The organism is Pedobacter sp. Leaf41, from assembly GCF_001422545.1.
Classification (GTDB): Bacteria; Bacteroidota; Bacteroidia; order Sphingobacteriales; family Sphingobacteriaceae; genus Pedobacter.
The window spans coordinates 245,410-261,427 of the sequence record NZ_LMLE01000008.1; the positions used below are offsets into that span (position 1 = coordinate 245,410).

Annotated in this window: 14 protein-coding genes; 4 read left to right on the forward strand and 10 right to left on the reverse strand. The window is 37.9% G+C overall.

All coding sequences use genetic code 11. From position 1 onward, the window contains the following. Positions 1–4 precede the first annotated feature (4 nt). From ASE92_RS13435 to ASE92_RS13445, 3 genes are all read left to right on the forward strand, one after another. Complete coding sequence (locus ASE92_RS13435; RefSeq protein WP_056850624.1) at positions 5–1,042, forward strand: HlyD family secretion protein; 1,038 nt, start codon at positions 5–7, stop codon at positions 1,040–1,042. Between the two features lie 7 nt (positions 1,043–1,049). Continuing rightward, the gene (locus ASE92_RS13440; RefSeq protein ID WP_056850625.1) at positions 1,050–2,597 is read left to right on the forward strand and encodes a DHA2 family efflux MFS transporter permease subunit; all 1,548 of its coding nucleotides are present in this window, start codon (positions 1,050–1,052) and stop codon (positions 2,595–2,597) included. 262 nt (positions 2,598–2,859) lie between these two features. Continuing rightward, on the forward strand, positions 2,860–5,445 hold the full coding sequence (locus ASE92_RS13445) for a phosphoenolpyruvate carboxylase (RefSeq protein WP_056850626.1): 2,586 nt from the start codon (positions 2,860–2,862) through the stop codon (positions 5,443–5,445). Between the two features lie 424 nt (positions 5,446–5,869). Here ASE92_RS13445 and ASE92_RS13450 read toward each other — a convergent pair whose 3' ends face one another. The 5 genes from ASE92_RS13450 to ASE92_RS13470 all read right to left on the reverse strand — a co-directional run bounded on the left by ASE92_RS13450 (position 5,870) and on the right by ASE92_RS13470 (position 11,429). Continuing rightward, on the reverse strand, positions 5,870–6,118 hold the full coding sequence (locus ASE92_RS13450) for a hypothetical protein (protein WP_056850627.1): 249 nt from the start codon (positions 6,116–6,118) through the stop codon (positions 5,870–5,872). Further along, on the reverse strand, positions 6,118–6,426 hold the full coding sequence (locus ASE92_RS13455) for a co-chaperone YbbN (RefSeq protein ID WP_056850628.1): 309 nt from the start codon (positions 6,424–6,426) through the stop codon (positions 6,118–6,120). Before ASE92_RS13455 ends, ASE92_RS13450 begins: the two co-directional genes overlap by 1 nt. 14 nt (positions 6,427–6,440) lie before the next feature. Continuing rightward, complete coding sequence (locus ASE92_RS13460) at positions 6,441–7,073, reverse strand: peroxiredoxin (RefSeq protein WP_025141704.1); 633 nt, start codon at positions 7,071–7,073, stop codon at positions 6,441–6,443. 531 nt (positions 7,074–7,604) lie between these two features. Further along, on the reverse strand, positions 7,605–9,992 hold the full coding sequence (locus ASE92_RS13465) for a prolyl oligopeptidase family serine peptidase (RefSeq protein ID WP_056850629.1): 2,388 nt from the start codon (positions 9,990–9,992) through the stop codon (positions 7,605–7,607). A 249-nt stretch (positions 9,993–10,241) separates the two neighbouring features. Next, positions 10,242–11,429, reverse strand: coding sequence for a hypothetical protein (locus tag ASE92_RS13470; RefSeq protein WP_056850630.1), 1,188 nt, complete (start codon positions 11,427–11,429; stop codon positions 10,242–10,244). 221 nt (positions 11,430–11,650) lie between these two features. Here ASE92_RS13470 and ASE92_RS13475 point away from each other — a divergent pair, with 221 nt between their 5' ends. Further along, positions 11,651–12,196 (forward strand): YfiT family bacillithiol transferase, encoded by a 546-nt coding sequence (locus tag ASE92_RS13475; RefSeq protein ID WP_056850631.1) that lies wholly within the window; start codon positions 11,651–11,653, stop codon positions 12,194–12,196. Positions 12,197–12,357: 161 nt separating this feature from the next. Here ASE92_RS13475 and ygiD read toward each other — a convergent pair whose 3' ends face one another. The 5 genes from ygiD to ASE92_RS13500 all read right to left on the reverse strand — a co-directional run bounded on the left by ygiD (position 12,358) and on the right by ASE92_RS13500 (position 15,935). Beyond that, positions 12,358–13,182, reverse strand: a complete 825-nt coding sequence (gene ygiD / locus ASE92_RS13480) for a 4,5-DOPA dioxygenase extradiol (RefSeq protein ID WP_056850632.1) — start codon at positions 13,180–13,182, stop codon at positions 12,358–12,360. A 277-nt stretch (positions 13,183–13,459) separates the two neighbouring features. Beyond that, entirely contained in the window at positions 13,460–13,963 is a 504-nt protein-coding gene (locus ASE92_RS13485) for a DUF3347 domain-containing protein (RefSeq protein WP_056850633.1), read from the reverse strand. 83 nt (positions 13,964–14,046) lie between these two features. Then, positions 14,047–14,862, reverse strand: a complete 816-nt coding sequence (locus ASE92_RS13490; RefSeq protein ID WP_056850634.1) for a hypothetical protein — start codon at positions 14,860–14,862, stop codon at positions 14,047–14,049. Position 14,863: 1 nt separating this feature from the next. Continuing rightward, positions 14,864–15,400 (reverse strand): heavy-metal-associated domain-containing protein, encoded by a 537-nt coding sequence (locus ASE92_RS13495; RefSeq protein WP_056850635.1) that lies wholly within the window; start codon positions 15,398–15,400, stop codon positions 14,864–14,866. A gap of 130 nt (positions 15,401–15,530) precedes the next feature. Further along, complete coding sequence (locus tag ASE92_RS13500) at positions 15,531–15,935, reverse strand: hypothetical protein (protein ID WP_056850636.1); 405 nt, start codon at positions 15,933–15,935, stop codon at positions 15,531–15,533. Positions 15,936–16,018 lie beyond the last annotated feature (83 nt).

Sequence of the window (16,018 nt, forward strand, 5' to 3'; positions counted from 1 at the left end):
AGCAATGACAACTGAGAAGAAAAAAAAGAATTTAGTAGTACCTATTATTTTAGGTGTTTTACTAGTTATAGGTATCATATTTGGTATCAAAGAATGGACTTATTTTAGCAAACACGTTGATACCGACGATGCCCAAATAGACGGAGATATCAGTCCTGTTGTTGCCCGCGTTGGCGGTTATGTAAAGGATATCAATTTTGAAGAAAACACTCATGTTACAGAAGGGCAAATTCTGGTTAAACTTGATGATGCCGATTACAAAGTTAAATTAGAACAGGCACAAGCGGGACAGAAAGGCGCTAATGCCGGGGTAGGTGTTGCTCAATCGCAAATTATCGCAACACAGGCAAATACAAGTACTGCAAAAGCAAATGTTGATGCAGCGAAAGTGAAATTGAACTTAGCAAACAAAGATTTTGCCCGTTATGCAAATTTGGTAAAAGATGGTTCCATTACGCAACAGGCATTTGATCAAGCTAAAGCGACTCAAGAATCTGCTCAGGCAGCTTATCGTGCTGCGGTAGATCAATATCAGGCTGCGGTTAAACAGGTTGGAACTACTCAATCGCAATTAGCGGTAAGCAGCAATGTAATTAGTCAGCGCCAAAGTGATATTGATTTTGCAAAACTACAACTATCATATACTGATATCAAAGCGCCTGCAAGCGGTATTGTATCTAAAAAGAATGTTCAAAAAGGACAGCTTATTCAGCCAGGGCAGTCGTTATTTGCTGTAGTAAACGATGGAAGTATTTATGTAACGGCAAACTTTAAAGAAACGCAGTTGGAGAAAATTAAAACAGGATCAAAAGTTGAGATTGAAGTTGATGCCTATCCAGAAGAGAAAATTGAAGGGGAGGTTTATAATTTTTCACCAATTACTGGCGCAAAAGGTTCGTTATTGCCTCCTGACAATGCTACAGGTAACTTTGTAAAAGTTGTTCAGCGTATTCCGGTAAAAATTAAAATTCATCCATCAAAAGAAATGTTAGCTAAACTACGCCCAGGAATGAGCGTTAAAGCTTCGGTTTCTACTAATTAATATCAAAATGGCCGAAGTAGGTTTAAAAAAATGGATTATCACATTCACAGTGATCACCGCTTCTTTACTGGAGCTGATTGATACAACCATTGTGAATGTGGCCATCCCACAAATACAGGGAAACTTGGGCGCTACCCTGGAGGATATCGCCTGGCTATCTACTGGTTACGCCGTTGCGAATGTAATCATCCTACCCATGTCGGGTTGGTTGGGAAGCCGTTTTGGGCGTAAAAATTATTTCTTAACCTCTATCATTGTTTTTACACTCGTTTCATTTTTGTGCGGTAATGCCACATCATTAAATGAGCTAATTTTATTTAGGATTTTACAAGGTGTAGCCGGGGGAGGTTTAATTTCAACCGCACAAGCCATTTTGATAGAAACCTGGCCTCGCGAAGATGTGGGTATTGCAACGGCCTTGTTTGGCTTAGGAGCTGTTGTTGGTCCAACCGTTGGCCCAACCATTGGTGGTTACATTTTAGAAATTGCCGATTGGCCTTGGATTTTCTACGTAAATATTCCTGTCGGGATACTCGCCGCCTACTGTACCTACACATTTATTCGAGAGACGCCGAAAGATGGGCAGGGTAAACCAGTCGATTGGTGGGGAATAGCCTTACTCGCCGTAGCGGTAGGTAGTTTACAAACCGTATTGGAAAAAGGCGAAAGTGAAGATTGGTTTTCTACTCCATACATAACAGCATTAGCGGTAGTATCGGTTTTTGGGTTATTATTATTCATCTGGCGTGAAACTGCCACCGATCACCCTATTGTGAATCTTCGGATTATGAAAAAGCGAAGTTTCTCCATCGGGATGTTCACATCCTTTATTTTAGGATTTGGTTTATATGGTTCCGTTTTCGTGTTTCCAGTTTTTGCCCAAAACTTGTTAGGGTTTACCCCTTTACAAACCGGAAAGCTTTTCATTGCTGGCGGTATTTGTACCATTGCCATGATGCCTTTTATTGGTATTATGCTTAAAAAAGGTGTACCAGCACAATTTATGGCAACAGGAGGAATGTTTTTATTCTTCGTTTTCTGTTGGATGTTGAGCAATTCTACCCTGGCATCAGGAACAGGAGATTTTTTCTGGCCACTGGTAATCAGAGGATTTGGAATGGCCTTGTTATTCGTTCCATTAACCACCCTGGCGATGCAGGATTTATCTGGTGCTGAAATTGGACAAGGATCGGGCTTGAATAACATGAGCAGGCAATTAGGTGGATCATTCGGTATTGCTGCTTTAACAACATTAATCCACATTCGTTCTGGTTTTCATAGAAGTACTTTACTTGCCAACATTAACGAATATAACCCTGCATTTATTCAAAAATTGAATGCCTTAACGAGTGGTTTTATGGCCAAAGGCTCATCCTTCATTGATGCTAAATTGATGGCAATGAAAGCAATTGAAGGAACCGTGATTAAACAGACGATGTTGCTCACTTATAATGATGCTTACTGGGTTGCAGGATTAATTATGTTGTTCTCGATCCCACTCTTATATCTGCAAAAATTTAAGAAAAACGCAAATATTGTTACCGATGCACACTAAAATTGGCAAACAAGTGGCGTAAAAAATGTCAGAAAACAAAAACAGCCGGTGTATTTTATTACATCGGCTGTTTTAACCCAAAAAATTAACAATCAATGCAATGCCCTTAAACATTGCAAATGTTCTTACATGGCTACATAGTAGCCAAATAAGATTCTAAAATTAAAAATTATTCTATAATTATCCAAATTGTAAGCCCTAGAATTTTAATACCTTATGCATTTTTTGTAGTATTACCGTATACAAAACTATTGTTTAAGCTATGCCAAAACTTCGTTTAACAACACAACGAGAATCAATTTTTAATAATGAGGTTATCTCAAAATTCGAACTCTTTAATAGTTTGTTTTTAACCCTTCCATTTTATAAAATAAAGGATACCGGAACATTATTGCCCCTATTTTTTAAAAGTTGCGAAGAAGGGATAGAAAACGGCCAGAAGCCAGCTCAAATTATCGAAGAGTTTTTCGCCAAGTTTACAAGTTATACGGATAGGAAAGACATTATCGATTTACTATTCCGCTTTATTCAATACATAGAGCGCCAGGTTGTGCTTTTTGATGCCGTTGAAGATGCCTCATTTACGAAGTTAAACACTACAGATGAGCAAAGTACGCTCGCTTTCATTTTAAAAAAGAATGCGGACAATAAGCCCATGTTGGCCAAAATTGAAAAGCTTATCGATGAGTTATCGCTACGTTTGGTTTTAACGGCTCACCCCACTCAATTTTATCCTGGTAATGTTCTGGCAATTATTACTGACTTAACCAAAGCTATTCGTGATAACGATATTACGGCAATGAATTCTTTGCTGCAACAACTCGGTAAGACACCATTTTTCAATAAGAAATCGCCAACTCCGGTTGATGAAGCTCTAAATCTTGCCTGGTTTTTAGAAAATACCTTTTACTTCGCTGCGGCAAACATTCAAGAGGAGATCGACCAAAATTTAGACGAATATAATCTTGAAACTAAGAAGATTTTGGAGCTAGGGTTCTGGCCAGGCGGGGATAGAGATGGCAATCCAAACATCCATGCTGATACGACGCTGGAGGTTTCCAAGATGTTGCGGCAAATCCTGTTCCGTTGTTACTATCGTGATTTTAGAGTAATTAAACGCCGCATTACCTTTAGAGGTGTAGAAGAAAATATTTCGAAATTACATGATGTGCTTTATCAGAATGCTTTTGATCAAAGCTGCGAACTGCATGATATTTCTGATGAGTTACGCGAAAACCTAAATAAAATTAAGGATACGCTTTTGCAAGAGCACGAAGGTTTATTTGTTGATTTAGTTAACGATTTAATCCGCAAAATTGATTTATACGGTAATTATTTTGCCTCATTAGACATTCGTCAGGATAGCAGGGTATTGAGAAGCGTTCATGCTTATTGCCGTCAAAATAAGCCAATATCATCTTTATACCCTAAAAATTACGATCAATTATCAGAGATCGAAAAACTAAAACTTATCTCTTTTAAAGAAGCAAAGCCTGTTTATGCTAGTGAAGGAGATGCTTTGATTGAAGATACCATTCAAACCATCAAAGAAATTAAGGGCATTCAGAGACGGAATGGAGAAAAAGCTTGCCATCGATTTATCATTAGTAATTGCCAGCAAGCCAGCGACATTTTACAGTTGATTGAGCTTTTCCTTTGGAATGGCTGGAGCAAAGACAACCTCACCATTGATTTTGTGCCACTCTTTGAAACCGTTAACGATTTGAAAGGTGCTGCAGTAATTATGGATACGCTGTATAGCAACCCGTTTTACAAAGCGCATTTGGCTAACCGTGGAAATAAGCAAGACATTATGCTCGGTTATTCTGACAGTACCAAAGACGGTGGTTATCTAATGGCAAATTGGTCAATTTTCAATGGTAAAACTTCACTTTCTGAGGTTTCTAAAAAACATAATATTCAGCTGGCATTCTTTGATGGTCGCGGTGGTCCGCCTTCTCGTGGTGGGGGTAAAACGCACCGTTTCTACGCTTCAATGGGAAAAGAAATTGCCAATAAAAACATACAGTTAACCGTTCAGGGACAAACCATCAGTTCGCAGTATGGTTCAATTGAAAGTGCAGAATTTAATATCGAACAATTAATCAATGCGGGTATTTCGTCTGGATTAAAAGAGAAACACAATGTTTTGTTAGATCCTGAAAATAAGGCCTTGCTTGATGAAATGGCCGATGATGGATACAAGGCTTTCGTCGATCTACGTGAGCATCCGCTTTTTGTGAGTTATCTCGAAAAACTTTCCCCTTTGAAACTACTTTCACAGGCAAATATTAGCAGCCGACCAGTTAAAAGAAACGGTGGCGGGGAAATGAAGCTCGAAGATTTGAGAGCGATTAGTTTTGTTACCGCCTGGAGTATGCTGAAGCAAAATGTTCCTGGCTTTTACGGAATGGGAACAGCTATGAAAAACCAGGAGAAAGCGGGCAATTGGAGTAAAGTAGTTAAGGTTTACGAAGATTCTGATTATTTAAAAACCATTGTGGATAACTGCATGATGAGCATGAGCAAATCAGACTTCGTTATTACAGCTCATTTAGCCAATGATAAAACTTTTGGCGCTTTCTGGGCTCAACTACATCATGAATTTGAATTAACCAAAGAGATGCTTTTAAAACTATCAGGGCAAGAAACTTTAATGGCAAATTATCCTGTGGATAAAAAATCTATCGCTACCCGCGAGAAAATCATTTTACCGTTGGTTTTAATTCAACATTTCGCTTTGGAAAAATTGCAGCATGATCAAAATGAAAAGGACCAAACAGCTTTGGAAAAATTAGCGGTTAGAACGGTTTTCGGTATTGTAAATGCCGGTAGGAATTTGGCTTAAGAGATTTTGTAAACCTCGTAGATTTTGAAGCAAATTTGCTTAACATATAAGGCATTTAAGGAAATATAAGTTTTAGTTAGCAAGGTCTGTGTCTTTCACAGACCTTTTTTTGAACTTGTCATTCTGAACGCAGTGAAGAATCCCTAAAATAGTTGAAGAAAAGTAACGTTCAGCGATCACACAATTATGGTAAGAGATTCCCCATGCAACTCAAATTGATATAAATATGAACGGTCGTCACCCTGAACTTCTTTCGGGGTCTTAATGGCAAAGCGGCAAAGCCGGGAAGATTCTGATCGCGAATTTCCGGGAAAGCATGACGGAGTAGGTGAAGAAAATCAAGCAAGGGCGTTGCGCCCAAAAACAAAAAAACCCTTTGCGAAAACACAAAGGGTTTGATATTTTAAAGAGCCTGATTAGAAAACTATCTATCAATCGAGCCCATTACTTTTTGACCGAAAGCGTTAAGTGCATCTTTTTCAGCCGCACCATCGCTTACCATCTGGTGTACCTCAAGCGCACCACAAATATTGGTAATCATTTCGCCAGCAACATCAACTTCGTGCTCGCTAACCCCTCTAAACTCACAGAAAGCCTCTAAAACTTCTAAAGTGGTTTCCAATTGAGCAGTAGTGGTATTTTGAAATAATTGTCTTATAACCGGAATTTTCATTACTTAATCTTGTTAAAAAGTTCAATTAAACCTTCCGCTTTGTTGGTTTGTACCTGATCTACCAAATTACCGCCTTCGAAAGCTGCAAAAGTTGGTAAATTATCAACGTTTGCAAATTTGCGTGAATTTGGAAGTTTTTCGGCATCAACAATTAAGAAAGCTACGTCTTCATTTTCAGCAGCCAGTTTTTTAAACTTCGGTTTCATGATTCTGCAGTTACCGCACCAAGATGCAGCATACTGAACCATAACTTTCGAGTTATCGGACAAATACTGTTGAAGATTATCTTCTGTCAATTCTAAAAACATAACGTTTTATTTAATTAGTTAGCAGCTAAATATTCAGCAACGCCGGTTCTGTTTGCGTTCATTGCTTCTTTTCCTTCTTCCCAGTTTGCAGGACAAACTTCGCCGTGTTTTTGAACGTGCGCATAAGCGTCAATTAAACGCAAATATTCTTTCACGTTTCTGCCTAATGGCATATCGTTAACACTTTCGTGGAAAACTTTACCAGTTTCGTCGATTAAGTAAGTTGCTCTGAAAGAAACATTTGAGCCAGAGAATGATTCATTTCCTTCTTCATCGTAGTTAACTTCCTGATCTAAAATATCTAAAATTCCTGATAATTGTCTGTGGGTATCAGCTAAAATCGGGTATGTAACACCTTCAATTCCGCCGTTATCTTTCGGTGTATTTAACCATGCGAAGTGAACTTCGTTAGTATCGCAAGATGCACCAATTACAATTGTATTTCTTTTTTCGAACTCAGGTAAAGCAGCTTGGAAAGCATGTAATTCTGTAGGGCAAACAAAAGTAAAATCTTTTGGATACCAGAACAATAACACCTTGCTATTCTTATTTACAGCCTCTTCAAATACATTGATTTTCAAGTCATCACCCATGTCTGACATTGCATCAATACTAACACTCGGAAATTTTTTACCTACTATTGCCATAATTTTTGTCTTAATTTTATAGCGCAAAGGTACGGCGAAAACAACTCCAAATCAACCTGGATCTGGTATTTGTTAATTGTATTTATCGATGACGGTATAGTCAAAAACTATAATGATTAAAATAAATATAAATTTTGAATATATGGTTTTAATGTAGACGTCATTGCGAGGAACGAAGCGATCTTAAAGCGCCAGATTAATAGCGATTGTTATAGGATCGCTTCTTACCTTGCAATGACAGGGCATTTAGGGTCACTGCTTATTAAAAGAGTTTTCGCTTCTGTTAGGTTTACCTAATAGAAACCTGCAGGTCTTGAGATAACATTAATGTAGGTTGCTAAGTTACCACCCCCTTGCCCCTTCTAAAACAGGAGGGGAGTTGTTACTGCTTAGGCAAATTTTCCGTTAATTTTAGTTCAATATGTTAAACCTACCGCTAATAAATTAGGCAACATTTTTATAGCGCAATATCCAGCTCCCCTCCTTATTTTCAAGAAGGGGTTGGGGATGGTTTATTTAATAGTCCGAAGCCTATTTCTTCAATGTATTTTCATACAATTTGAATATCCTTTTATATTCATCAGTCCAGCTGCTCGGCTCTATGAAGCCATGGTCTTCAACTGGATAAACAGCCAGTTCCCAATTGTCTTTTCCAAGTTCGATAAAGCGCTGTGTAATCCTAACAATATCCTGAAAATGAACATTCACATCAACCATTCCATGTGCCATTAATAAATTGCCTTTTAATTTATCAGCAAAGTAAATTGGCGAGCTTTGTTTATAGGCAATTGGGTCGTTAAAAGGTTCGTTTAAAATATTGGAAGTGTAGCCATGATTGTAATGTGCCCAATCGGTAACCGAACGCAAAGCAGCGCCGCTGGTAAAAACGTTCGATTCATTAAACATCGCCATTAGCGTAATAAAGCCACCGTAAGAACCACCATATAAACCCACATGTTTAAGATCAACTCCATAATTTTCTGCCAAAAACTTCACACCATCAACCTGGTCTGTTAAATCTTTTCCACCCATGTGGCGGTAAATGCCTGTTCTGTGATCACGACCGTAACCTGAACTTGCAGTGTAATCTATGTCGATTACCGTGTAGCCGTTGTCGGCCAGCAAATTGTTGAACATAAACTCCCTAAAATAGGTACTCCAACCGAAGTGTACATTTTGTAGATAACCAGCTCCATGAACGAAAACGACTGCCGGATGGTTTGGATGCGGCTTATCAGACTTATAAACTCTTGCGTAAACATCGGCACCATAGCGATTTTTAAACGAAACCATATCAGGTTCACGCCATTTATAAGAGTTAAATTCTTGGGTTGTAGACTCCGTAACTTTTACTGCTTTTGCCCCAATTTTGTTCGGTTGAATATATAGCTCTCCAGGTTTATTTAGATAAGAATAATTGATGGCAAGATACTTTTCATCGGGCGAGAGTGTGATGTCATTCAAACCTTTCATGGTTGTAATTTGAACTAACTCACCACCGTTTACACCAATGCTAAAGAAATTTGTAATGCCTGGATGTTCCTTATTCGATTTAAAATAAAAGTTTCGTTTGTCTTTCGCTAACTGAACCGACTGAACTTCCCATTTACCAGAGGTGAGTTGCTTTTTAGCGCCGGTTGAAATATCCGCAACATACAGGTGTGAATAACCGGTGGCCTCGCTTTGATAATAGAAATGGTTGTTATCTACCCAACCCGTGCTTCCTTGAAAAAAACCGCTAATGCCAGGGCCACCAATCCAAGCCTCATCATGCTGACGATCTATTAAATTAAATTTGCCTGTCGAAGCATCTAAGTTTAAAATCCAGCGGTCCTTATTGTCGGTAGAAGTTGCTACCATAACTGCAGCACTTCCATTCTCATTCCACAACGGACCGAAAAAATTAACCAACCTGTCAGCATTTTTCTTTTTTAACGAATCCAGTACCTTTGGGTATTCCTTATAAAAATCAGGAATATCTTTAATCCCTGGAATGGTAGCGGTTTGAATGGCATATATCGAATCCCTTTGCTTATCGTAAATAAAACCTTGAGATACACTTTCGTTTTCACCAACTTTGGTTCTGCCGGGAATATCTTCCGTATAACCAGATGCCGTTACATAATTTGGTACGATGGTGTTATGGTTATTTTGAGCCGGTGCCGTTAATTTGTAGGTTACAAAACGACCATTAGGGCTAATGACGACGTTGTTCAAAAACCGATCATCAGTGTAAAGCGGTTTTAAAGATTTTGTATCGCCAGATTGTACTCCGAAGCGAATTCTGCCTCCACGACCTGTACCACCACGAGTTTCTGTATTTCTTTTTTTAATGATATCGAATAGCTCTGTTTGCTGAGCCTTTAGCCAGCCATCTTGTTCCGTAGCAGGCTTGGAACCTGTTTTTACAGGAGCTTTACCCTTAACGAAATTGGTTATTTGTTTAGTTTCAGCTGTAGCCCGATTAAGCTGAAATAAATTTTCACCTAATTGGTAAACTACATCTCCATTGCTTAAAAAAACAGGGCTACTTTCCCTCTCCAGCGTATTGGTTAACCGAGTTTCTTTCTTTGTTTTTAAATTTTGAAGATAAATATCGCCGCTCTTTTCTACCAAACCCAACGATTTATCTTTGTTGTAAACATAATTTACGTGGAGTAATTTTTCATCTTCCTGATCAACGGCTTTAACTGGTTTTGAATTTGAAGTTGATATTTTATATAATGCTTCTTTTGCTTTGTTTTCAGGATTCCAGTTAAAGTATAAAGTTTTGCTATCTGCCGTCCAGCGGAAATTTGTAGGCGAACTTCCCATCCATTTTGGGTCTCGCATAATTTTTTCTACCGTTAATGGACCAATTTGTTGTGCGAAAGTGTACTCGCTTGAGCAAAGCAATAGGAAAAGTATATATTTCTTCATGAATTTTTGTTTGGATGCTGCAATTTAGATAATGCTCGAATTAAAGTGTTAAGGAAATGGAAATGTTACAACCTCACCCTGTTAACGTTTTTTGCTTTGGCTTCTATTGTGCGCCCCCTCTCCTGAAAGAGAGGGATTTTCATAATATGAGTAAAATCGATGGGTTTAAAACACAAACGAACTTTCCCTCTCTTTCAGGAGAGGGATGCAGTGCCTAGGCTACAGCCACAAACTTTCACAGCGTGAGGCTTATCGAATCACTCGCCCTGTTCTATCCACGTTAATCAAATCAAAAGGCTTTAAATACTCGTTGATGATCACTGAAAACTCCCGTCGTGTTAAAACCTTTTTCAGATCGTATTTTGAAGAAAATTTATAAGTCTTGTTCCACTTCTTCTCAATTTCAGTTCTGGTGGCATCAACGGCTTTATTCCCAACATAACAGACCATTGAAATGGTATTATCTAGATCGATTGGAATGTTTTGATGATCATCAAACCAAATTTGAGCTTTGTAATAGTAATCTTTTAGGGGCTGCTTTATTTCATCGTAAGTAACTGCTTTTTCAGGTTCAAAATAAACCTTTCCCTTTTCTATATCCGCTTTTAAAATTCCGGTAATGCCCACTTTTTGGATTGCCAGCCAGTTTGAATCAACAATTTTAACATCATCAAAAGGCATTAACGACAATTTGTAAGCTAATAATTCACCTTGAACTCTTTTTAAGTTTGATAAGCTTGTTTTGGTTTTGTAAAATGCTGCATACGCTGCGGTGGCACCAGCCGCCTGTCCGATTTCAAAATTATCAGGTTTGATGTACAAAATGTTTTCCTGGTTTGGAATCAGCAAATTATAAAGTGAAAGATAGTCTGATGTTACATTTATGCCAGCAATTGTTGTACGATATAAGTTTTCCGCATAATTAATAGTATTTGTTTCTGCTGGTTTTAAAGCTTCCATTTTCAACGCTGGAAGTATCTTTTCCACCTGGTCAGTTATCACCAATACCTTTGCTTTAATACTTTTTTCTTTGGTTAATTTCGCTTCCCAACCACTTCCAGAACGTTTAATATCATAGTATGGCGTATTGTTAATGATATCAAGAAGTTTTGAGCTATCAGCCCAGTTTTTGATTACTGCGTTTACGATTTGGGTGGTCATTTCAGGTAACGAAACACTATCGGCAAGTTTTAAGGATTTTCTGGCTCTCTTTTCGAGGGCCCTCACAACGCCATTTTGAGATAAATTTTTGAAACCGCTTAAGTTGAAACCATCACGCTGTGTTAAAACAATTGCATTTACACCCGACTCCGTAGCCTGAACGCCTGCGGCAAAAGCGGCATTGGAATTACCTAAAATAAGCACATCTGTTTTAATGGTTTGAGCATGAATAATTAAGGGAATTAAAAATGCAAAGGTAAAAAACAACTTCTTCATTGGTGGTGTCTAAAATTAATTGCAATATGCTTTAAATGAATGAATTTTTAATTAAATGAATTGATTATAACTAAATTTAAACAGAAAGACAATACATCCGATTGACCATATAAGACACGAAGATTTCATATCGTTCAATAAACTTACATTTTCTTGCCTACCTTAAATGGTAAATTTCTAAACATTTTATAAAATTCATTGAAAAAGCACAATTTGCTTTTATGGATTTAGAACAACTTAAATACCCAGTCGGGCAGTTTAATATGCCTGAAATTTTTGATGATAGGCAGGCTAAAATCTGGATTGCTGAAATCGAGGCTTTGCCAGAAATAATCAAAAAAGCAACTGACAATTTAAGCAAAGAGCAACTAAACCAAGCTTATCGCCCCGAAGGATGGACATTAAGGCAAGTTGTTCATCACCTTCCGGATAGCCACATGAATGCCTACATTCGTTTCAAACAAATTATAACAGAGGATATACCAATCATCAGGCCTTATTATGAAGAACGCTGGGCAGAAACAGAAGAGGCGAAAAATGACGATATTGAGATGTCCATTATTCTTTTGAAAGGTTTGCATCAGCGCTGGGCGGCTTTTTTAAAAACGCTAAAATTGGAAGATTATCAGCGAAAATACATTCACCCGGAACATGGGGAAGAATTTACTTTGGGCAATATGTTGGGCATGTACGCATGGCATGGAAAACACCATTTAGCACATATTACAAATACCATGTTCCAAAACATAACCCCTAATCTTCTATGATAAATTGCCATCTACATAGCACAAGCCATGCGGCAAGCATGCGAGTAATAATTGAATGGTATAGAATTTTAGAGCAGTATTTTAATTTGCTATTCTGAACGCAGCGAAGAATTTTTTTAAGCGGCAGCAGACGCTTCGTGCCTCGGTATGACAGTGGTTTCTTATCCCACCAAAAGCGATGTCATGGTTAATGAACCACCAACCGCTTTATCGTTAAAGAAAGACACCTCTTCTTTATCATTTTTCAATCCTAAATTATAGATCAATGGCAGATAATGCTCTGGCGTAGGAATAGCCAACATGGCATCGGTGCCTAAATTCCTGTAATTAATGAGTGGTTGGTGATCGCCATTTGCGATAAGATTTTTGAATTTCTCATTCATTTCATTTGCCCAATCGTATCCGCCTCCATTAATCATTTCCCAACTTATCATGCGGAGATTATGCACCATGTTTCCGCTGCCGATAACCAGAACACCCTTCTTGCGTAGCGCATAAATCTCTTTAGCAATTTCATAATGTTGCTCTGGAGATTTTGTATAATCTATACTCAACTGAAGAACTGGAATGTTAGCTTCGGGATACATGTGTTTTACAACAGTCCAGGTACCATGATCCAAACCCCAATCGTGGTCTAAGCCAATTGGTGTAGAATGAACTAATGTTGGAATTTCAGTGGCCAGTTTGGCATCACCCGGTGCAGGATATTGAACATCGAAAAGTGCTTGCGGAAATCCCCCAAAATCATGAATGGTTGAAGGAAAATCCATCGCGGTAACAAAAGTTCCATGGGTATACCAATGTGCAGAAACCACCAATACCGCTTTTGGTACCGGAATGTTTTTTGCCAAATCTGCCCAACTTTGGCTAAACTCATTGTTTTCAATGCCGTTCATCGGCGAGCCATGGCCAATAAAAATCGTTGGCATTAAATCGGTTTGCGGCAAACGTTGGGTAAAGCTTCTAAATTGTGATAATGTTGACATGATGTTTAAATTATCTTTAAAGTTACTTTATTCCATCTTCCTACAGCTTGATGTATGTTAGGAAAAAGGGTTAGCCAACTTCTTGCATTTGATCCGTAAACTAAGTTAGAGACAATGAAAACAAAGGTGCCTGATAAGCTACTGTGGTTGATGGTGGCCGAATGGTGTAAGCGAGAGATAAAAATTCCTATTTAAAAGTAAAAGCCGGGCTTTTTGAGGTCGGCTTTTACTTTGATTTTTCAAGGGTTGCACATCATGTTTACGATATGCAGTTTCACTAGTTTGATTTTATCGTTTCAGAAACATCGCCACACTCAAACATCATGCTTCCATAATACGGGTTTTCGATGCTTTCTTTTTCATTTAACCAGCTTGCTTTCGCCATTGGGCAGTGTTGAACGTAAACCGTAGCATTGTTAAATTTGATGTTACGTACGGTTTTAATCATCGCTGAAGAAATTCCTTCAAAAGATTTTCTTTGTGCTTTGATATCTTTCCCTGTAGCCAATTCAGTTGCTTTTGCCTTAATTATTTTTGCCTGTTCCATCCACAATGTGTGTTGTGTGGCCGGCAAATCGTTGTGGGGGATGGCCTCTACTTTTGCTGATAATGCTTTCACTTTTTCTGCTGCTACATCTTTCTTATCGGTTGCTAGCGCATTCTTCACATCATAATAAGCCGTTAAGGCTTGGTTAAAAGCAGCATCAGTTTTACTTTGTGCGAAAGTTAATTTCGTTGTTGCAATGGCGATAATAGCCATCATGATCATTATTTTTTTCATCTTGAGTATATTGTTTTGTTTGCGCTGAAGCTTGTATAATCAACAAATTAATTTTAGTTGCTTAATTCACGTTCAACTTTAATTTATTTTAAAGCATTAAAAAAGTTAAATTCTGCTCTCAGCAGATACATGTTTTTGGTATATCTATTGGCCATATTTCCTGTCGCCTGAAACCGGTAGCCCAAATCGATTCTGGTTGTGCTATTCAAAATAACCTGAAAGGCAGGGGCTAAATCCAAATACGATTCGCCTGAGTTTGGATCTGTCTTGCCCAATATTTCAAAATACAAATTAAAATTAGGTTGCTTGTAATCTTTGTACACGAAAGGCAAAACCAGATATCCGGAGGATAAACTATAAGAAAGCATCTGATCAGGTTGTGGCGTATTCAATCTTAGCACCTTATCGTTTTTTTCAAAAGCATTCGAATAACCTAATGTTGCTGAAATTGCCAGTTTATGCAACAGCTGCGTAAATATTAACCCCGCTTGCCAACCACTATTATCCCCTTCTAAATTAATATCCCTGCTAAATCCCGGCCTTTTGCTTGTACTTATTCTACCAAACGCAGCAGCCCTGAAATGACTTTGGCTTTCATCAATTGATAAAAAACGATATTTCGCATATAAACTTCCACCCTCCACACGAAAACGACCGTCAAAATCTGACAGAAAACCTTGTGCATGCATCATCAGGTTTTTGTTGAAACCAAACATGACTTCTGGAATAGTTCTGCTCACAAAACCAGGATTGTTAAACATGCCCTCATTGGTAATACGAACACCAATTGATTTGGTAGACATATTGCTTGCTGGCTCAGTGAAAACGTACAACTCCTGACTAAAAGCCATACCAGCAGCGCCAATCAAAATCAGCGCCGTTAAAAAAATCCTTTTCATTTTAAGAAAGAACCAGGTGATAAACACGCATTTTTTTACCGTTTACAACAGCGGTTCCGTTTGCATACGCATCAGAATTTACGGTAGCCGATTGTTTTTTAAATGCAGAACCAGAAATGAAATTCTTATCAATAACCGAGGCTTTGACCGTTCCGTTTAAAGTTTTGTTTTTGGCATTTACAAAACGATAAACATTACCGTCAACAATTGCCTGACCTTTATCATCTATTTTTACCTGATTAAAAGTGAAGTCCGCGGTTAAACCACCAACCGAAAAGCCAGCATCCTGTACTTTTTTGCGCACCATATCTAAGTTGATATCAGCGCCTTTCTTGAAATTTAAAACGAAGATGTTTTTGTTTAAATCTGGTTTAACAGAGTTGATGAAACCCAAAGTTTCTAAAGATTTTTGAGTGGCGTTGGAACACATTGAACAGGTTAAACCAGTTACCTGTAAATCGGCTGTTGATATTTGTTGTGCCGAAACCTGTGCGGCGAAGATTAGCATAATAATGCTGAATAATTTTATTGTTTTCATGATTTTTGAAATTAGAATTTTTAATTACTCGCCATTTCGACTGAGTGATTCACGACGGAGAAATCTAATTCATATAGATCTCTCTCACTCCGTTATACTTCTTTCGAGGTAACAGACGTGAAGAAAAATCCTAATTCCTGAAAATGCAATTGAAAACATGCAAAGCAACCCCTAAAGAAAGTGGAGGTGCTTTATTGCTGATTTTGCTAAAATATGGGGGGGTAATATTTGAAAGAAATTCTAAAACTGGCGGATGTAGAAACAGTTGAATAGAAAATAACTTTGGCATTTGTGTTTGTGCCTCAGTTTGGTGACTGTCCTTAACTTTAACAGTTACCTGCGTGTTTTTACAACAACCATCATCCTTAATTTTTTCAGCAGGAATATCTGCACAAAACTTACAAGAAATTTCGTTGCTAAACAGTTTAACATTCTCTAGTTTGCCGCCGCAAAAATGCAAACTTAAAGCCAAACCCATAACACTAACCGCATAGAATACGGCCAAAGAAAGTGCTATTTTTTGTTTCAACTTCATTTATACAAAGATATGGCAAAAAAAATTGAATAATGACACTCATTATTTATTGAAATTCATTTTTTAGTTTAATTTAGCCTTAA